Source organism: Nonomuraea turkmeniaca (assembly GCF_005889735.1).
GTDB classification, from domain to species: Bacteria; Actinomycetota; Actinomycetes; order Streptosporangiales; family Streptosporangiaceae; genus Nonomuraea; species Nonomuraea turkmeniaca.
The window spans coordinates 1-18,765 of sequence record NZ_VCKY01000211.1 but is presented as its reverse complement, the minus strand read 5'-3'; the positions used below and the strand labels follow the sequence as shown (position 1 = coordinate 18,765).

Here is an 18,765-nt window from a genome sequence, read left to right as displayed (position 1 = left end):
GAGCCGGCGGGGGCGGCGGGCAGGGGTCATGATCGACCGTAGCCGGGACTCGGCTATGGCGCGCTCTGCGGTCGGATCAGGCGTTCGCACGCAAGAGAAGGTAGGCGTCCAGCGGCCGCTGTGCGGGCCCGAGCGGCGTTCTGGGGACAGTGGAGGTAATGCGGGATAGGTCTGTGGACAGAGGGGTCAGGGGGCGGTTGGAGGGCCCGCCGTGGCTACATGTCGCAGGGTGTGATGGTCAGTCCGAGCATTCCTGGCCCCACGTGGGCGCCGATCACCGGACCCAGCTCCACCACCCGCAGGTCCACCAGGCCGGGCACACGTTTCGGCAGGTGTTCCGCGAGAGCTTCGGCTCGGGATCTTGCCGCCAGGTGCTGGACCGCCACCTCCACCGGACCCTCGCCGGCCGCCTGCACGGCCAGGTCCTCCAGGCGGGCGATGGCGCGCGCGGGAGTGCGGACCTTCTCCAGCAAGGAGATCTGGCCGTCCACGATGTGAAGCAGCGGCTTGATCATGAGGGCGGAGCCGAGCACGGAGGCGGCGGCGCCGATGCGGCCGCTGCGCCGCAGGTATTCGAGCGTGTCGATGTAGAAGAACGTCCGGGTGGACTCGGCGCAGCGGCGGGCGGCGGAGGTCACCGACTCCAGCGACGCACCCTCCAGGGTGGCGGCGCGCGCGGCGGCCAGCACCGGGTAGCCGAGGCCCATCGCGATCGAACGGCTGTCGATCACTTCCACGGGAACGGGGGCGTCGCGGGCGGCTAATCTGGCCGATTCGACAGTGCCCGACATTTCGTTGGATAGGTGGATTGAGACCACCCCTGTCGCGCCAGCTGCGACCAGGGACGCATAGCAGGCGGAGAAGCTGGCCGGGGAAGGGCGGGAGGTGGCGGTGTAGGCGAGATCGCCCACGGAGAGTCCGAGATCCCGAGAATCCCCCGCGGAGCTCCCGGAACCCGCAGAGCCCCCGGAACCCGCAGAGCCCCCGGAACCCGCAAAGCTCCCGGAACCCGCAGAGCTCCCGGAACCCGCAGAGCCCGCGGAGCCCCCAGTGCCCGCGGCACGCCGTGCCCCGGGATTCGCGCCGCCCGGCTCCGCACGATCCGGCGTCCCGCCGCCGTAAGAGCCCTCGTCGTACGGCGTGCCCCGCACGATCACCTGCAACGGCACGACCGTGACACCCGCCACCGAAGGCAGGTACGCACTTGAATCCGTGACGACGGCAATGGTGGTGGGCGGCATATGCCGAGATTAGCCAGTCGGCCCTGAATCGGTTACTGGACCGGCGTTCCGCCCCGCCACACGCGGCGCGGCTTGAGGCCGAAGGACCAGGCGAAGGCACCCTCGTGGTCGGCGTCCCACTGCACGATGTCCGCCAGCCGCCCCGGCGCCAGCACGCCGCGGTCCGGAGCGCCCAGCACGGTGGCGCCACCGAGGGTGGCCGCGCGGAGCGCGTCGTTGACGCTCATCCCGAACGCCGACACCGCCATGGCGATCACCAGCGACATCGACGTGATGCCGCAGTAGCCGGGGTTGTGGTCGCTGCCGAGCGCGATCTGCACGCCGTGCTTGATCATCTGGCGGACCGGCGGCAGGTGGCCGCGCTGGAGGGCCGTGGCGGGGCAGACCACCGCGGGCACGCCGTACCGGGACATGATCGCGATGTCTTCGTCCGACATGTGGTGCAGGCCGTCGGCGGAGGCGCAGCCGAGCTCGGCGGCCAGTTGGACGGCGCCGCGGCGGCTGAAGATGCCGGCGTGGATGCGCGGCAGCAGGCCGACGTTGCGGCCGGAGGCGAGGACCCAGCGGGATTCCTCGGTGGTGAAGTGGCCCTCGTCGCAGTAGACGTCGACGCTGTCGGCGCCGGCCGCGGCCGCGTCGGCGCACCAGGCGCCCACGGCCTCGACGTATTCGCGCTGGCGGCCGAAGTATTCGGGCGGAACGACGTGCGCCGCGAGGAACGTGACGTGCACGCGCGGCATCATCGGCTCTTTCTCCAGCTCGCGCAGGAGCCGCACGTCGGCCAGCTCGCCGTCGCGCGTGAGGTGGTAGCCGGTCTTGGCCTCGACGGTGGTGGTGCCGCTGAGCAGCCACCCGCGCAGCCGCTCGCGTACGCCGTTGCAGAGCGTCCACGGGTCGGTGCCGCGGGTCACGGTGACGGTGGAGCCCACGCCGCCGCCCGCAGCGGTGATCGAGGCGGCGCTGGAGCCGCCGGTGCGGATGGCGAGCTCGGCGTAGCGGTTGCCGGCGTAGACGGGGTGCGTGTGGGCGTCGATGAGGCCGGGGGTGACCAGCGCGCCGCCGAGGTTTTCGACGTGGTCGACGTCGACGATGTCGTCGACGACCCCGGGGACGCTCTGCGGCAGATCGGGGGCTCGCCCGACCCACGCGATGCGGTCGTTGTGCACGAGGATGGCCGCGTTGCTGAGGACCTCGTTGCCGGTCCAGAGGCGGCCGATGTTGGTCAGGAGCCGAACGGTCACCGCATCACCGCCCTGCGCGAGCCCCCACGCGAGCACGGAGCACAGCGCACGGCCTGTGCCGCGCCCACTGAGTCCGCTCCGGGTCCGGACGACATGGGGGGTCTCCTGCTCTCATCCGCGTCGGGTTGTGCGGTGACCGTACCGCCAGAGCCATGATCCGGCGATTTCAGTTCAGTTACGTTATTTCACATGTTGGGCTGGTGTACAGGGTTATTCGGAAGAAAGACCACAGATCCCAACCGCCACCCAGCCCCGTCTCGTTCGCTCGGCCCCCGCTGACGACTTCGACACCAAGAGTCATCATCTGAAACCCAGAACCCACACCCAGAAAGCCAGACCTACGTTAGGTCTGGCTAATCCTAGCAATACCCGGGGTTCAGGGACCACTGCCGCTTTTGGGCAGCTCTGCGCGCTTTGCGGCAAGTGCTGCCCAACCGTGCCGTGATGTGTCGCGGCTGGCTGCCGACGGCGTCACCCGTGCCGGGCGGCCCCACCGTACCGCAGCACGGCGGACCCGCCCACCGGAATCGTCAAAAGACGCGCTCGACCGGCTTGCCCGCCCGCTCCAGCTCCTGGAACAGGCTGGGCAGCACGCGCGCGTGCAGGATCGTGCCGTCCTCCACATGGTCCACGGAGAGGACTTCGCCCTCCTTGTGGGCCCGCGAGATCAGATCGCCCCGCTCGTACGGCACCAGCAGGTGCACCTCATGGTCCAGCCTGGGCAGCTCGCGTTCGATGAGCGCGATCAGCTCGGGAATGCCCTTGCCCGTCCGCGCCGACACCACGATGCTGTCCCGCTCACGCCGCAGAATCCGGTCGATCACGTCAGGATCGGCCGCGTCGGCCTTGTTGATCACGACGATCTCGCGGATGTCTCCGGCGCCGTCGATGTCGGCGAGCACCTCGCGCACCGCCGCCAGCTGACCCTCGGGGTCGGGGTGCGAGCCGTCGACCACGTGCAGGATCAGGTCGGCGTCGGCGACCTCCTCCAGCGTGGAGCGGAACGCCTCGACCAGCTGGTGCGGCAGGTGGCGCACGAAGCCGACGGTGTCGGCGATGGTGAACAGCCTGCCTTCCGGCGTGCGCGCCCGGCGCACGGTCGGGTCGAGGGTGGCGAACAGCGCGTCCTCCACCAGCACGCCCGCGCCGGTGATCCGGTTGAGCAGCGAGGACTTGCCGGCGTTGGTGTAGCCGGCGATGGCCACGGCCGGGACCTCGCGCCGCTGGCGCTGGTAACGCATGGTCTCGCGGGAGGTGGACATGCCGCCGATCTGGCGGCGCAGCTTCGCCATCCGCTCGCGGATGCGGCGGCGGTCCAGCTCGATCTTGGTCTCACCGGGGCCACGGCCACCGATGCCGACGCCGCCCGCGGCCCGGCCGCCGACCTGCCTGGACAGGTTGCCGCCCCAGCCGCGCAGGCGGGGCAGCAGGTATTGCAGCTGCGCGAGCTCGACCTGCGCCTTGCCCTCACGGCTCTTGGCGTGCTGGGCGAAGATGTCGAGGATCAGCGCCGTACGGTCGATCACCTTGACCTTGACCGTCTCCTCGAGCTGGCGGAGCTGGCCGGGGGTCAGCTCGCCGTCGCAGATCACGGTGTCGGCGCCGTGGGACTCGACCACGTCACGCAGCTCCAGTGCCTTGCCCGAGCCGATGTACGTGGCCGGGTCCGGCTTCTGCCGGCGCTGGATGAGCCCGTCGAGCACCTGCGACCCGGCCGTCTCGGCCAGGAGCTTGAGTTCGAGCAGGGAATTTTCCGCGTCCTCCGCGGTGCCCGAGGTCCAGACGCCGACGAGGACGACCCGCTCGAGCCGTAGTTGCCGGTATTCGACTTCGGAAATGTCCTGGAGTTCGGTGGACAGACCTGCCACTCGGCGGAGCGCCTGGCGCTCCTCAAGGTCGAAATCGCCGGTCTCGAGCGTGATGTTTTCGTGCATTCGTGTCATCTCTATGAGGGAACGTCTGGACACCCCGATGTCTTCCCACGATGGTGACAGACATCCCCTGGGTAAGCACCTGAGTTATCCGGGCAGAACGCTCACGTTGCCGGAGCCCGCGGACAGGGAGATCTTGTTCGGCGAGGAGCCGTCGTCCTTGACCGAGACGGTCGCGTCGCCGGATCCCGTCTCCGTCTTCACGTCGTAAGGCCCGTCGGGGACGTTGAGCACGATGTCCCCCGACCCGGCCTTCAGCTGGGCGCTGACCGGCGCCGTCGTGTACTTGAGCTTGACGTTCCCCGACCCGGCCTCGGCGATCACCTTCTTGCCCGCCAGGTCCGAGGCGTCCACGTCGCCGGAGCCGACGTGCACGTCGATGTCCCCGGTCAGGGCCCGGAGCGTGATGTTGCCCGAGCCGCTGTCGAGGTCGACCGTCAGCCCCTTCGGGACCTCGATCTCGTAGTCGACGCCGCAGCTGCCCCAGTTCGTCGGGCACGTGTACGTCACGAACAACACGCCGCCCTCGACCTTGTGCTCGGGCTTGGGCTTGCTGTCGCCCCGCCAGCGGAGCTTCTCGATGACGCGGACGGCCGTGCCGCCGGTCTCCGTGAGGACGGTGTCGCCGGCGTGGCTTTCCAGCTGCAGCTTGGTGACCTTGTTCGCCACCTCATAGGACGTCGTGTCCTGGTTCGTGGGGCCGCCGATGTCGCCGAGCCCGCACCCCGTCAGCAGCACCGCTGAGGCCAGCAGCCCGCCCGCGATCGCAATCGTCTTCATGTCGAGAATCCTCTCGCCTTCAGGTCCCCGATCCCATCCGGGATGCCCCCCAAGACACCCCGAGGCGTACCCCACCTTTGACCCGGGAAGCAGGATGGGAGTAGCTTCACTTCCACAATCCAGAAGTGATTTTCCACGGAGCGGAAACCCGAGCGAAAAGAGGTCCCATGGAGATCACCGGCCCGATGCTCGACCGGTTCGACGAGATCCTCACGCCGGAGGCGCTCGATTTCGTGGCGGCTCTGCAGCGGGAGTTCGGCGCCAGGCGGCTGGAGCTGCTGGAGGCCCGCCAGTCGCGGCAGGCCGAGCTCTCGAACGGCGGCATACTCGACTTCCTCCCCGAGACCAAGGAGATCAGGGAGGCCGACTGGCAGGTTGCGCCACCGGCGCCCGGCCTGGAGGACCGCCGGGTCGAGATCACCGGGCCCGTCGACAAGAAGATGACCATCAACGCGCTCAACTCCGGCGCCAAGGTGTGGCTGGCCGACTTCGAGGACGCCAACTCCCCGCTCTGGGAGAACTGCGTGGCCGGCCACCTCAACCTGCGGGACGCGCTCGACCGCACGATCGACTTCGAGACCGGCGGCAAGGCGTACGCGCTCAGGCCGGACGACGAGCTGGCCACGGTCGTGGTGCGCCCGCGCGGTTGGCACCTGGACGAGAAGCACGCCACCGTGGACGGGCAGCCGGTGTCGGGGTCGCTGTTCGACTTCGCGCTCTATTTCTTCCACTGCGCCCAGCGGCAGATCGACAAGGGCAAGGGCCCGTACTTCTACCTGCCCAAGATCGAGTCGCACCTGGAGGCACGGCTCTGGAACGACGTCTTCACCCGCGCGCAGGCGCTGCTCGGCATCCCGCACGGCACCATCAGGGCCACCGTGCTCATCGAGACCTACCCCGCCGCGTTCGAGATGGAGGAGATCCTCTACGAGCTGCGCGACCACTCGGCCGGGCTCAACGCGGGCCGCTGGGACTACCTGTTCAGCGTGATCAAGAAGTTCCGCACGAGGGGCCGCGAGTTCCTCCTGCCCGAGCGGAACGCGGTCACGATGACGGCCCCGTTCATGCGCGCGTACACCGAGCTGCTGGTGCGCACCTGCCACAAGCGCGGCGCGCACGCCATCGGCGGGATGGCGGCGTTCATCCCATCGCGCAGGGACCCTGAGGTCAACGCCGTGGCGCTGGAGAAGGTGCGGGCGGACAAGACGCGCGAGTCGGGCGACGGGTTCGACGGGTCGTGGGTGGCGCACCCGGACCTGGTGCCGATCTGCCGGGAGGTGTTCGACGGGGTGCTGGGCTCGCGGCCCAACCAGCTCGACCGGTTGCGCGAGGACGTCAGCGTGACGGCGGCCGACCTGCTGGCCGTCTCCGAGACGCCCGGCGAGATCACCGAGACGGGTCTGCGTAGCAACGTGGACGTGGCGCTGCGTTACCTGGCCGCCTGGATGGGCGGGCTGGGCGCGGTGGCGATCCACAACCTCATGGAGGACGCCGCCACGGCCGAGATCTCGCGCTCGCAGATCTGGCAGTGGATCCACAACGACATCGTCCTCGCGGACACCGGCGAGCAGGTGACCAAGGAGCTGGTCGAGCGGATCATCGCCGAGGAGCTCGCCCAGATCGCCGCGGAGCCGGGATACGACGAGGCGTTGTTCGACCAGGCCACCGCGCTGTTCAAGGAAGTGGCGCTGGACGACGACTTCGCCGAGTTCCTGACTCTTCCCGCCTACGCCCGGATGCCGTGAATAATCGGAAACGGAGGTGATCGTGTGCTGGACACGCTGGTGGCGGGCCTGCGATCGCTGCTGCCCCACGACTCCGTGATCACCGATCCGGTACGCCTGCGCACCTACGAGTGTGACGGCCTGACCTACCACCGGGCGACCCCGGGCGTGGTCGTGTTGCCTGGCACGGCCGAGCAGGTCGCCCGGGTGGTCCGCCTGTGCAACGACTTCGGCGTGCCGTTCGTGGCCAGGGGCTCGGGGACGGGCCTGTCGGGCGGCGCGCTGCCGCGCGAGGACGGCGTGCTGATCGTCACCTCGAAGATGCGCAGGATCCTGGAGATCGACCTGGACGACCACAGGGCGGTCGTGGAGCCGGGCGTCACCAACCTGGCCATCACCGAGGCCGTGCGCGACCGGGGTTACTACTACGCCCCCGACCCCTCCAGCCAGCAGGTCTGCTCGATCGGCGGCAACGTGGCGGAGAACTCCGGCGGCGCCCACTGCCTCAAGTACGGCTTCACCGTCAACCACGTCGAAGCCTGCGAGATCGTCACCCCGGACGGCGACCTGGTGACGCTCGACCGCATGGACCCCGGCTACGACCTGCTGGGCGCGTTCGTCGGCTCGGAGGGCACGCTGGGCATCGCCACCAAGATCACGGTACGGCTCAGCCGCGCCCCGCAGACCGTGACCACGGTGCTGGCCGCGTTCGAGAGCATCGAACAGGGCGGCCAGGCGGTGTCGGCGATCATCGGGGCGGGCATCGTGCCGGCCGCGATCGAGATGATGGACGCCCTGGCCATCGAGGCGGCCGAGGCGGCGGTGGCCTGCCGCTACCCGGAGGGGGCGGGGGCCGTGCTGATCGTGGAGCTGGACGGGCCCCAGGCGGAGGTCGAGCGGCAGTTCGCGCAGCTCACCGAGATCTGCTCGGGGGCGTTCGAGCTACGCGTGGCGGCCGATCCCGCCGAACGGGCGGCGATCTGGAAGGGGCGCAAGTCCGCGTTCGCGGCGGTGGGCCGCATCAGCCCGGCGTACATCGTGCAGGACGGCGTGGTGCCGCGCACCTCGCTGCCCAGCGTGCTGGCCGCCATCGACCGGCTGTCGGCCGAGCACGGGATCAGGGTGGCCAACGTCTTCCACGCCGGTGACGGCAACCTGCATCCGCTGGTGTTGTTCGACGACGCCGAGCCGGGCGCGGGCGAGCGGGCGGAGGTGGTCTCCGGCGCGATCCTGGACCTGTGCATCGAGCACGGCGGCTCGATCACCGGCGAGCACGGCGTCGGCGTGGACAAGAGCCGGTACATGCCGAGGATGTTCAGCGAGGCGGACCTGGACACGATGCAGCTGGTCCGGTGCGCGTTCGACCCGCGGGGGCTGTCCAACCCGGGCAAGGTGTTCCCCACGCCGCGGTTGTGCGGGGAGGCGCCGGGCGTGCGCAAGGGCGTGCATCCCCTGGTGGAGTCGGGGAAGGCGGAGCAGTTCTGATGCTGGGGTCTGAGGTTGGGTCGGACGCTGGGGTGACCGTCAGGGAGGCGGGCGCGGACGACGCCGTCAGCGGGGTCGAGCCGCGCTGGGTGGCGTTGCCCGAGACGGTCGAGGAGATCGCGGCCGTGCTGCGTGCCTGCGCCGAGCGGGACCTGGCGGTGGTCCCGGCCGGGGGCGGCACCAAGCTGCACTGGGCGCCGCCGCCCGAGCGGTGCGACGTGCTGCTCGACATGTGCTGCATGAACGAGATCCTGGAACACGCGGCCGGCGACCTCGTGGTGCGGGCGCAGGCCGGGGTGACGATGGACGCCCTGGCCGCCGTGCTCGCGGGCAAGGGGCAGGAGCTGGCGCTGGACGTGCCGTTCGCCGAGGACACGACGGTCGGCGGCACGCTGGCCGCCGCGACCGCCGGGCCACGCGCGTTCCGCTACGGCATCGCCCGCGACCTGCTCATCGGCATCACGGTGGTGCTGCCCGACGGGACGGTCGCGCGTTCGGGTGGCAGAGTGGTCAAGAACGTCGCGGGCTACGACCTCGGCAAGCTCTTCACCGGCTCGTACGGCACGCTGGGCGTCATCGCGGAGGCCACGTTCCGCCTGCATCCGCTGGCCCCTGACCGCCGCTGGGTGGTGGCGCAGCTCGATCGCGACGAGCTGCCGCCGATCGCCGCGGCGCTGGCCGCCTCGCAGGCCGAGCCGAGCGCCGCCGAGATGGACTGGGCGGATCCCGGCGGGCCGCTGACCCTGGCCGTGCTGGTCGAGGGCGGGGCGGCCGAGTCCAGGGCGGAGGTGGTGCGCGGGCTGGTCGGCAGGGGCTCGGTGACCGATGCGCCGCCGTCGTGGTGGGGGCTGATCTCGAACGACGAGGTGCTGGTCGAGGTACGCTTCCCGGCCACGGGCACGCGGGCCGTGCTGGACGCGGTGGCGGGCACCGGGCTGTCGCTGCGGGGCTCGGCGCTGTCGGGCCGGGTGGTGCTGGAGTCGTGGGGGGCGATCGGTGAGCCCGAGCTGGCCGCGGCCGTGTCCGGGCTGCGGGAGCGGGTGGAGGCCGCAGGCGGGCGGGTGAACGTGCTGGCCTGCCCGTACGAGAGCGTCGACCGGTGGGGGCAGGTGAGCGGGCTGCCGCTGATGCGGCGGGTCAAGGAGCAGTTCGATCCCGGGCGCAGGATGTCTCCTGGCCGGTTCGTGGGAGGGATCTGAAATGGACCCGAAACTGATCAACGACTGTGTGCACTGCGGGTTCTGCCTGCCGACGTGTCCGACGTACACGTTGTGGGGCGAGGAGATGGACTCGCCGCGCGGGCGCATCCATCTGATGAAGCAGCACGTCGAGGGCACGCCGATCACACCGGAGATGGCCGGTCATTTCGATGCTTGTCTGGGGTGCATGGCGTGCGTGACAGCCTGCCCGTCCGGGGTCCAGTACGACCGGCTGATCGAGCAGACCAGGGTGGAGGTCGAGCGGGAGCACGTACGCGACCCGCAGGAGCGTGCCGTGCGCGGCATCGTGTTCTCGCTGTTCCCCTATCCGCGCAGGCTGCGGCTGCTGCGGCCGGGGATGCGGCTGGCCGAGCGGATGGCTCCCTTCCTCACCCGCGTGCACCCGGGCCTCGGGGCCATGGCCGCGCTGGCGCCGCACGTGGAGCGGCGGCAGCGGCTGCCGCGCGTGGTCCGGGCCAGAGGCGAGCGACGGGGCGTGGTCGGCATGCTCACCGGCTGCGTGCAGGGCGAGTTCTTCCCTCAGGTGAACGCGGCCACCGCGCGTGTGCTCGCGCTGGAGGGCTGTGACGTGATCATCCCGCCGGGACAGGGCTGCTGCGGGGCGCTCAGCGTGCACTCCGGGCGCGACGACCAGGCAAGGCGGCTGGCGCGACGCACGGTCAGGACGTTCGAGCAGGCCGGGGTGGACACCGTCGTGGTGAACGCGGCCGGCTGCGGCTCCTCCATGAAGGAGTACGCCGAGTTGCTCGGCCGCGAGCCCGGTTTCAAGGTGCGTGACCTGTCGGAGTTCCTGACCGAGCTGGGGCCCGTGGCCAAGCGGCATCCGCTGCCGCTCACCGTCGCCTACCACGACGCCTGCCACCTGGCCCACGCCCAGGGCGTGCGCGCCCAGCCGCGGGAGTTGCTGATGGGCATCCCCGACCTGGACCTGCGCGAGATCCCCGAGTCGGCCATCTGCTGCGGCTCGGCGGGCACCTACAACATCTTCCAGCCGCAGGCCGCCCGCGACCTGGGCGACAGGAAGGCGGAGATGGTCGGCACGACCGGGGCCGAGCTGCTGGTCTCCGCCAACCCTGGGTGCACCATGCAGATCGCCGCCGCCATGCGCCGGGCCGGCGCGGAGATCAGGGTGGCGCACACCGCCCAGGTGCTGGACGCCTCGCTGCGCGGGGTGGGTCTGTGAGGGAGCGAACCCATGGGCCCAGCAGTGTGCTCACAGGACCGGCGAAGGAGGGCCTGTGAGTGTGCAGTCGGTCGAGCGGGCGCTCGACGTGCTGGAGGCGCTGGCCGCGCACGGTGGCGAGGCCGGCCTGTCGGAGATCGCGGCCAGGACCGGGCTGCCGTACGGGACCATCCACCGGCTGCTGCAGACCCTGCTCGCGCGCGGGTACGTGCGCCAGGAATCGGACCGGCGTTACGCCCTGGGCGGCGGCCTGGTGCGGCTCGGCGGCATCGCGGAGAGCATGGTCGGCGTCTGGGCGCAGCCGTACCTGACCAAGATGGTCGAGTTCTCCGGCGAGACCGCGAACCTGGCCGTGCTCGAGGGAGACTTCGTCGTCTACGTCGCGCAGGTGCCCTCGCCGCGCAGACTGCGCATGTTCGCCGAGGTCGGCCGGCGGGTGCTGCCGCACAGCACCGCCGTGGGCAAGGTGCTGCTGGCGGCGCGGCCCGACGGTGACGCGGTCGCGGTGTTCGAGCGGACCGGCATGCCGCGCCGCACCCCCAACACGATCATCGACGTCACCGCCATGCTCGCCGAGCTCAACGTCGTGCGGACCCGCGGGTACGCCATGGACCTCGGCGAGGAGGAGCTGGGCGTGCACTGCCTGGCCGTGCCGGTCTGGGACGGGAACCGGGTGGTGGCCGCGATGTCGGTGTCGGGGCCGGCCGAGCGCATCGACGCGCGGGACCGCGACGAACTGGCCGAGGGGCTTCGCAAGATCGCCCTCGACTTCGGCAACGAGCTCAGTCCTCCGGCTTAGCGACTCAGGGCTACCGTTGAGGCATGTGTAGGAGCATCAAGACCTTGCGACCCCCGTTCACCGAGAGCGTGACCGAGGAGGACGTGCGGGCGGCCGCGCTGCAGTACGTCAGGAAGATCTCCGGCTTCCGCGCGCCCGCGGCGCACAACGCCGAGGCGTTCGACCGGGCCGTGGAGACGATCACCAAGGCGTCGGAGGAGCTCCTCGGGGCGCTCCAAGTTCGCGGATCTCGTTGACAGGCTCTCCTGGCGGGGGACGATGTAATCCCTGACGATTCCCCCAGGAGCTGCCATGATCAGCGGGTTGTACGAGGGGCAGGACGGCGACTCGCGGCTGGCGCTCCGCGTCGACGTCGACGGGACCAGACCCACCGGGCGGGTGAGCGGCGACCTGTTCGCCGTGGCGGGCGCGACGACCTCGTACGTCGGCTCGTTCGTGGTCAACGCCCCCGCCGTGCGTGCCGAGGGCGCCGAGGCCCGGATCGACGGGCGCGGGGTGTTCACGTTCGGCACGCCGGACAAGGACGTGAGCGTGACGATCACCGACGGGTCGGGGACGGCGGCGCTGGCGGGGCGTACCTTCCAGCTGTCGTTCGCCTCGCCGTACTTCCGGCGGGTGCTGCTGGAGCAGGACTCGGTGACGGGCACGGTGCCGCTCGTGTCGTACCGGACGGGGTCGCTGCCCGCCCCGAGCGGGTCGCCCGCCAGAGAGCTGAGCGTGAGCGCCGCGTACGCGGAGGCCGGCATCGAACTGACCCTGGCGCAACCGGGGGTGATCCCGGTGGACGGGTCGGGGGCGGACCTGGCGTGGAACGACGCCGAGTTGCACCACGCGATGACGCAGCAGTTCAGCACGTTCGGGGACGCGCCGGCGTGGCGGGTGTGGCTGCTGGTGGCCAGCAAGCACGTCGGCGGCTACCGGGGCATCATGTTCGACTACAACGACGGCCACCAGCGACAGGGGGCGGCCGTCTTCTACGACGCGATCAAGGGCGACTCGCCGCAGGCTCAACGCGCGCAGCTCCGGACGTATGTCCATGAGTTAGGGCACGCCTTCAACCTGCTCCATTCCTGGCAGAAGAACCTCGCCACGCCGCCCCAGCCACTCGGCCCGGACGGCGGTTTCGGGGATCTGTCGTGGATGAACTACGTGCAGAACTTCAGGCCCGGTGGCGAGCAGGGCTACTGGGCCGCCTTCCCCTTCCAGTTCACGGACCCCGAGCTGGTGCACCTGCGCCACGGCTTCTTCCGTGACGTGGCCATGGGCGCGAACGCGTTCGGCACCGGGGCGGCCGAGATCGAGCCGTTCGAGCAGCCGGTCGAGGACCATTCCGGGCTGCGCCTGGAGCTGCGCGCCAAGGAGTCGTTCGAACTGGGCGAGCCCGTCGTGGTCGAGCTCAAGCTCTCCTGCGCCGGCGAGCCCCGCGTCACCCACGGCCACCTGCACCCGGACACGGAGTTCACGCAGGTGTCGATCACGCAGCCGGGTGGCAGGACCGTGTTGTACCGGCCGATGATCCGCCACTGCGTGGACACCTCGCCGGACATCCGGCTGGACGCGGGCAACCCGGCCTTGTACCGCAGCGCGTACATCGGGCACGGCCACGACGGGCACTACTTCCAGCAGCCCGGCGAGTACCAGGTCCGCGCCCAGTACATCGCCGCCGACGGCTCCCGCATCGTCTCCCCCGCCTGCCTGGTCAGGGTGCGTTTCCCGGTCACCCGCGACGATCATCAGGTGGCGGAGCTGATGCTGGGCGAGGAGCAGGGCAAGCTGTTCTCGCTGCTCGGCTCCGACTCGCCGGCGCTGCGGTCGGGCAACCTGGCGCTGGACGAGGTGATCGACAGGTACGGCGACCACCACCTGTCCACGTACGCCCGGATGGTGAAGGGCCTGAACGCCGAGAGCGAGTTCAAGGCGCTGACGGCGGGCAAACGGCTGCACGTGCGCCCGCCGGACCCCAAGCAGGGCATCGAGCACCTGACCCAGGTCGCGCAGGAGGCGACCATCGACAACATCACCCTCAACATGGTGATGCGCCGCCTCGCCCGGGCCCAGGCCAGGCAGGGGGACCTCCAGCGGGCGAACGCGGTGATGGACAAGATGGTCACCACGTTCGCAGCCAAGGGCGTCAACCCCATCATCATGGGGCAGATCAGGCGGCAGGCCGAGCTGACGAAGGCGGCGCTGAGCGCGGAGACCTGAACGCCGCCGTCAGCGCGTGACGGGACTTCCCCCCGCACAGACGATCTTCAGCTCGACGTCCTCGCCCTCGTCCGGCTCGAACTCGACCGTGGCCTCAGGGGCGGGACCCGGCTCGACGCCGTCCACGGAGTAGCCCTGGGCCGGGCTCCACGAGCGCAGCACGACCTGCTCGCCGCTGCAGGAAGCGATCACGGTGCCGCCCGCGCTGCGGATCAGCTTGCCCTGCTGCCCCTGCGCGGGCGTTCCTGCCGGGGTGGTGACGGCGCGCGGGCCGGCGGTGGCCAGGGCCGCGCGGGCGTCCTCCTGGCTGAGCACGCGACTGGAGGTCCCGGTGACCCCGGTGCCGAGCAGGCCGAGCACCGCCAGGGACGCTCCGGTGGCGGCCACGGCCGTCACGGCCCAGGCCAGTACGAGTCTCTTCATCGCCCTCACCTTCCCCCATGTCACGCTAAGGCCGGGTTAAGGGAACGCTAAGGGCACCCAAGGCACCATCAATGAACGTCTACGTTCATGTACATGGCTGACATCCTGCTCATCGAGGACGACGTGGCGATCCGTACGGCGCTCGGCCGGGGGCTGCGGGAGCTGGGCCATGCCGTCTCCTCCTCGCCGACGGCGCTGGACGGGCTGCGGCTGGCCGTACAGGATCGGCCCGACCTCATCGTGCTCGACCTGGGGCTGCCCGACCTGGACGGGGTGGAGCTGCTGCGGATGTTGCGGGCGGTCAGCCGGGTGCCGGTCATCGTGGCCACGGCGCGCGACGGCGACGCCGAGATGGTGCCCGTGCTGGACGCGGGGGCCGACGACTATGTGGTGAAGCCGTACAGCGCGGCGCAGCTGGACGCGCGGGTCCGGGCCGTGCTGCGGCGGGCGGGCGGGTCGGCGCCGGAGCCGCTGGCGGTGGGGACGTTGCGGGTGGACCCGCGGGCGCGTACCGCCACGCTGGACGGCACGCCGCTGGATCTGACGCCGCGCGAGTTCGACGTGCTGCACTATCTCGCCGCCCGGCCCGGCGAGGTGGTCACCAAGCGGGAGCTGCTGACCGAGGTGTGGCAGCTTCCGTACGGGGGCGCGGACAAGACCGTCGACGTGCACCTGTCGTGGCTGCGCAGGAAGCTCGGCGAGACCGCCGCCGAGCCGCGCTATCTGCACTCGGTACGCGGCGTCGGGGTCAAGCTGGTCGAGCCGGCATGAGGCGGTGGCTGGCGCTGCTGGTGGCGGCGACGACATCCCTCGTCCTGATCGCGTTGCTGGTGCCGATGGCGCTGCTGATCCGGGCGGTGGCCGAGAACGGCGCGATGAGCCGGGCCACCGCCGCCGCCGAGTCGGTGGCGGTCGCGGTCGGCACGCCCGACCTGGAGCTGACGGTGCAGCAGGTGGCGCGTCCCGTGACCGTGTTCCTGCCCGACGGGCGTACGGTCGGCGCCGCGGCCCCACGTTCTGACGCTGTGCGCCTGGCCGCGACCGGGCGCAGCGTGACCGCCGCCACCGCCGGAGGCAGGGAGGTGCTGGTCTCGGGGCAGTCGCCCGAGGGCACGGCGGTGATCAGGGTGTTCGTGCCGGACGCGGAGCTGACGCGGGGTGTGCGCGAGGCGTGGGCGGCGTTGCTGGTGCTCGGTCTCGCGCTCGTGGTGCTGGGGATCGTGCTGGCCGACCGGCTGGCGCTGGCCGTGACCCGGCCGGTGGACGGGCTGGCGCGGGTTTCGCACCGGCTGGCGGGCGGCGATCTGACCGCCCGGGCCGAGCCGGGCGGGCCTCCCGAGGTGCGCTCGGTGGCGCTGGCGCTCAACCATCTGGCCGGGCGGATCGACGAGCTGCTGGCGGCCGAGCGGGAGTCGGTGGCGGACCTGTCGCACCGGCTGCGTACTCCGCTGACGGGGCTCCGGCTGGACGCCGAGTCCTTGCGCGACCCCGAGGAGGCGGCACGGGTGCAGGCCCGGGTGGACGCCTTGGAGCGGGCCGTGAGCGCGGTGATCACGGAGGCGCGGCGGCGCACGACCGGGCGCGGGTCATGTGACGCGGCCGCGGTGGTACGCGAGCGGGTGCGGTTCTGGTCGGTGCTGGCCGAGGACCAGGGGCGTGAGGTGGCGCTCTCGCTTCCCTCCGGCCCGCTGCCGGTCGCGGTGGGGGCCGAGGACCTGGCGGCGTGCGTGGACGCGCTGCTGGGCAACGTCTTCGCGCACACGCCTGAAGGCGCCGCGATGTCCGTACGGCTGGCGCCGGGTCCGTCCGGGGCGCTGCTGGCGGTCGAGGACACGGGGCCCGGGTTCGATCCGGCGCTGCTGGAGCGCGGGAACAGCGGGGGCGGCTCGACCGGGCTCGGGCTCGACATCGCTCGGCGTACGGCCGAGTCGTCCGGTGGCCGGCTGACCGTTTCGTCGCCTCCCGGCGGCGGGGCGTGCGTAGAGGTGCTCTTAACCACTGCTTAGCGCGCGGTTACCCGCGACCAGGGTGTTGTGGAGTCATGCGAATCACGAAGAAGCTCATCGTTGTCGGCACCGGCGTCGTCGCACTTGTCGCGGGCGGAGGCGCGGCCGCATTCGCCGCCACCACGGCCGCCGCGCCGAAGGTCACGGCGGAGAAGGCCATGGAGATCGCGCACAAGGCGGTGCCCGGCGCCTGGGTCAGCGAACTCGACTACGACCGGCGCGGTACGCGGCCGGACACGTGGGAGATCGAGCTGACCAAGGGCTCGGTCCGCCACGAGGTGGACGTCGACGCGGCCACCGGCAAGGTCACTGAGCACGGGACGAAGCAGGCCGACGACGACCGCGACGGTGACGACGACTGATCCCCGGCACTGTGCGGGGCCCGCCACCGTCATCGGTGGCGGGCCCTATTTGGCGAGGCGGTTCAGGAAGCTGTAGCAGGGCTGCCTGCGGAAGTCGTGGAAGGTGGCGCAGGGGTCGGCCATGCCACCGCCGAACGTGGGTGGCCGCTCGGGTTCGGGCTCCGCCCGCTCCCGGGGAGGCGCCTGCGGCGTGGGCGAGCCGACGCTACGGGGAGCCTTGGAGCGCTCGGGGAGGGGCGTCCGAGGAGCCGCCGACCGCTGCGGCAGCCAGGTCCCCGCGGGCCTGTGGGTGAGTGAGGGGACCACCGCGCCAGGCGCCGGCACCTCCCGGAACCACGGGACCGGGGCGGGCACGGACGTCTGGAACGTTCCATGAATGAGCATGGGTGATGCGATCAATGTCATATGGGAGATCGGCGAAGTAGCGGACGGTGAATTCGATCTTACGGAAAGCTGCGTTTCCTCAACCATTCCCGGAGTTCTTTGCGCGGACCGTTCCTGGGATCCGGTGAATGCCAGGAATATTCCCAGGACCGCGGTGACGAGGACTCCGGCCGCTCCGGCCATGGACGGCAGGCGGCTGCGACTACCTGCAGGAATAGATCTAAGCGGGGACAAGTCGTGATTCCTTTGTGATTGGTGTGCGAGCATTCCTCTGTTGCGGCTAGTGTGGTCCATCACCCGCGGAAGCCGGCGAGCTTTCCCGATACGACCGCAGGGAGTTGTGCCACCATGCAAGATCCGAGCGCGCCGGATCGTCCGGAGATCCTCTCCGGGCCGGGCGATGTCCGCCTGGCCCAAAGGAGCGAAGGCCGCGGCGGCGAGCCTCCGAAGAACAAGAAGAAGACCATCGCCATCGCCGCTTCGGCGCTCGTCGCCGTGCTCGCGGCGGGCGGCGTCGGCTACATGCTGGCGGCGAACCCCACCACCCCCGCCTCGCAGCAGGGCACCGGCGGGCCCGCGCCCTCCCAGAGCGCCGACCCGAACTTCCAGGACGACGACGCCACCATGGGTGACGTCACCACCGACGCTCCCGACGACGGCCTGCCCGACGACGGCGGCATGGGCGACGCCGACACCGACACCGGCGGCGACCCGGCCGCGGACACCGGCGCGGACACCGGCGCGGATTCCTCGACCCGCACCGATCCCTCGCGTGGCACGACGCAGACCGGCACCGGCAAGAGCCCCTCGACGTCCTCCCCCACCAAGGCGCCGCAGGCGCCGGCCGGCGACACCCCGGCGGACGGCCCGGCAGGCGAGGTCGCCGGACAGTGCGCCTCGAGCGGCTGCTGAAAGCTTGAAGTGGCTTGCCGTTAATGGGCCGCACTGGACCTACGGCGGGAGCCACTCCGTTCCATAGAGTCGTCGCATGACGACTGACAAGGCGAGGGTGCTGCGTGGGCTGCACGTGCCCGGGCGCCCCGTGGTCCTGCCCAACGTCTGGGACGCCGCCTCCGCGCGCGCCGTCCAGGAGGCCGGTTTCGCGGCGGTCGCCACCGGCAGCGCCGCCGTCGCGAAGGTGCTCGGGTACGCGGACGGCGAGGGCACGCCGGCAGGTGAGATGCTGGCCGCCGTCGCCCGCATCGCCAGGGTGGTGGACGTGCCCGTCACGGCCGACGTGGAGCGCGGCTACGGCCTCAAGCCCGTCGAACTGGTGGAACGGCTCGCCGCCACCGGCGCCGTGGGCTGCAACCTGGAGGACACCGACCCCCGCACCGGCGAGCTGGTCGACGCGGCTGCCCAGGCGGAGTTCCTGGCCGAGGTCCGGGCGGCCGCCGGGCGAGCTCTGGTGATCAACGCGCGAGTCGACACGTACCTTCACGGCCGGACCTCGCGGGAGGAGGCGGTCGAGCGCGGGCGCCTCTACCTGGAGGCGGGCGCCGACTGCGTGTACCCGATCACGCTCGCCGACGAGGATGGGATCCAGGCGCTGGTGGGCGAGGTCGGCGGGCCGGTCAACATCCTCTTCAGGTTGGGCACGCCGTCGCTCGGGCGGCTGGCCGAGCTGGGGGTGGCCAGGATCAGCTTCGGGGGCGGTCTGCACCAGGCGGCCCACGCCTACGCCAAGAGCCTGTTCGCGAAGGTGCGGGACGGGCAGAGCCCTTACTGACGAGCTGCCGCCACCGGCCAGGGCAGGGGCGCGGAGGGGTCCCGGCAGGGGG

At 71.0% G+C, this 18,765-nt stretch carries 18 protein-coding genes; 12 read left to right on the top strand and 6 right to left on the bottom strand.

Going from position 1 to position 18,765, the window contains the following annotated elements; all coding sequences use genetic code 11:
- Nucleotides 1-215: 215 nt before the first annotated feature.
- From ETD86_RS41670 to ETD86_RS41655, 4 genes are all read right to left on the bottom strand, one after another.
- Nucleotides 216-1,241 (bottom strand): DegV family protein, encoded by a 1,026-nt coding sequence (locus ETD86_RS41670; protein ID WP_138672152.1) that lies wholly within the window; start codon nt 1,239-1,241, stop codon nt 216-218.
- 32 nt (nt 1,242-1,273) lie between these two features.
- Nucleotides 1,274-2,482: an imidazolonepropionase gene (hutI, locus tag ETD86_RS41665; protein WP_138672151.1), complete on the bottom strand. Its 1,209-nt coding sequence runs from the start codon at nt 2,480-2,482 to the stop codon at nt 1,274-1,276.
- Between the two features lie 530 nt (nt 2,483-3,012).
- Nucleotides 3,013-4,416, bottom strand: a complete 1,404-nt coding sequence (hflX, locus tag ETD86_RS41660) for a GTPase HflX (protein ID WP_246149055.1) — start codon at nt 4,414-4,416, stop codon at nt 3,013-3,015.
- An 84-nt stretch (nt 4,417-4,500) separates the two neighbouring features.
- Nucleotides 4,501-5,193 (bottom strand): DUF4097 family beta strand repeat-containing protein, encoded by a 693-nt coding sequence (locus ETD86_RS41655; protein WP_138672149.1) that lies wholly within the window; start codon nt 5,191-5,193, stop codon nt 4,501-4,503.
- A 167-nt stretch (nt 5,194-5,360) separates the two neighbouring features.
- Between ETD86_RS41655 and aceB the strand changes: the two genes are divergently transcribed.
- The 7 genes from aceB to ETD86_RS41620 all read left to right on the top strand — a co-directional run bounded on the left by aceB (nt 5,361) and on the right by ETD86_RS41620 (nt 13,809).
- Nucleotides 5,361-6,938: a malate synthase A gene (gene aceB, locus ETD86_RS41650; protein ID WP_138672148.1), complete on the top strand. Its 1,578-nt coding sequence runs from the start codon at nt 5,361-5,363 to the stop codon at nt 6,936-6,938.
- A gap of 27 nt (nt 6,939-6,965) precedes the next feature.
- Nucleotides 6,966-8,402: an FAD-linked oxidase C-terminal domain-containing protein gene (locus ETD86_RS41645; RefSeq protein ID WP_138672153.1), complete on the top strand. Its 1,437-nt coding sequence runs from the start codon at nt 6,966-6,968 to the stop codon at nt 8,400-8,402.
- Entirely contained in the window at nt 8,402-9,601 is a 1,200-nt protein-coding gene (locus ETD86_RS41640) for an FAD-binding oxidoreductase (RefSeq protein WP_138672147.1), read from the top strand. The genes ETD86_RS41645 and ETD86_RS41640 overlap by 1 nt, the downstream gene beginning before the upstream one ends.
- A gap of 1 nt (nt 9,602) precedes the next feature.
- Nucleotides 9,603-10,805, top strand: a complete 1,203-nt coding sequence (locus tag ETD86_RS41635; protein WP_138672146.1) for a (Fe-S)-binding protein — start codon at nt 9,603-9,605, stop codon at nt 10,803-10,805.
- Between the two features lie 61 nt (nt 10,806-10,866).
- The gene (locus tag ETD86_RS41630; RefSeq protein WP_425465690.1) at nt 10,867-11,604 is read left to right on the top strand and encodes an IclR family transcriptional regulator; all 738 of its coding nucleotides are present in this window, start codon (nt 10,867-10,869) and stop codon (nt 11,602-11,604) included.
- Between the two features lie 23 nt (nt 11,605-11,627).
- A complete protein-coding gene (locus tag ETD86_RS41625) occupies nt 11,628-11,840 on the top strand; it encodes a DUF2277 domain-containing protein (RefSeq protein ID WP_138672144.1) in 213 nt (70 codons plus the stop codon).
- Between the two features lie 55 nt (nt 11,841-11,895).
- Nucleotides 11,896-13,809 carry a hypothetical protein gene (locus tag ETD86_RS41620; protein ID WP_138672143.1) on the top strand — a complete coding sequence of 638 codons (1,914 nt, stop codon included), beginning with the start codon at nt 11,896-11,898 and terminating at the stop codon, nt 13,807-13,809.
- Between the two features lie 9 nt (nt 13,810-13,818).
- Here the strand turns inward: ETD86_RS41620 and ETD86_RS41615 are convergent, their stop codons facing one another.
- Nucleotides 13,819-14,232, bottom strand: coding sequence for a hypothetical protein (locus ETD86_RS41615; protein WP_138672142.1), 414 nt, complete (start codon nt 14,230-14,232; stop codon nt 13,819-13,821).
- A 93-nt stretch (nt 14,233-14,325) separates the two neighbouring features.
- On the opposite strand from ETD86_RS41615, the gene ETD86_RS41610 reads away from it, so the two are divergent.
- The 3 genes from ETD86_RS41610 to ETD86_RS41600 are packed head-to-tail and all read left to right on the top strand — an operon-like array spanning nt 14,326 to nt 16,600.
- On the top strand, nt 14,326-15,003 hold the full coding sequence (locus tag ETD86_RS41610) for a response regulator transcription factor (RefSeq protein ID WP_138672141.1): 678 nt from the start codon (nt 14,326-14,328) through the stop codon (nt 15,001-15,003).
- Nucleotides 15,000-16,238 (top strand): sensor histidine kinase, encoded by a 1,239-nt coding sequence (locus ETD86_RS41605; protein ID WP_138672140.1) that lies wholly within the window; start codon nt 15,000-15,002, stop codon nt 16,236-16,238. The genes ETD86_RS41610 and ETD86_RS41605 overlap by 4 nt, the downstream gene beginning before the upstream one ends.
- A gap of 35 nt (nt 16,239-16,273) precedes the next feature.
- Nucleotides 16,274-16,600, top strand: coding sequence for a PepSY domain-containing protein (locus ETD86_RS41600; protein ID WP_138672139.1), 327 nt, complete (start codon nt 16,274-16,276; stop codon nt 16,598-16,600).
- Nucleotides 16,601-16,645: 45 nt separating this feature from the next.
- Here the strand turns inward: ETD86_RS41600 and ETD86_RS41595 are convergent, their stop codons facing one another.
- A complete protein-coding gene (locus ETD86_RS41595) occupies nt 16,646-16,984 on the bottom strand; it encodes a hypothetical protein (protein WP_138672138.1) in 339 nt (112 codons plus the stop codon).
- A gap of 348 nt (nt 16,985-17,332) precedes the next feature.
- On the opposite strand from ETD86_RS41595, the gene ETD86_RS41590 reads away from it, so the two are divergent.
- The gene (locus ETD86_RS41590; protein ID WP_138672137.1) at nt 17,333-17,896 is read left to right on the top strand and encodes a hypothetical protein; all 564 of its coding nucleotides are present in this window, start codon (nt 17,333-17,335) and stop codon (nt 17,894-17,896) included.
- A gap of 76 nt (nt 17,897-17,972) precedes the next feature.
- Nucleotides 17,973-18,713, top strand: a complete 741-nt coding sequence (locus tag ETD86_RS41585; protein WP_138672136.1) for an isocitrate lyase/PEP mutase family protein — start codon at nt 17,973-17,975, stop codon at nt 18,711-18,713.
- Nucleotides 18,714-18,765 lie beyond the last annotated feature (52 nt).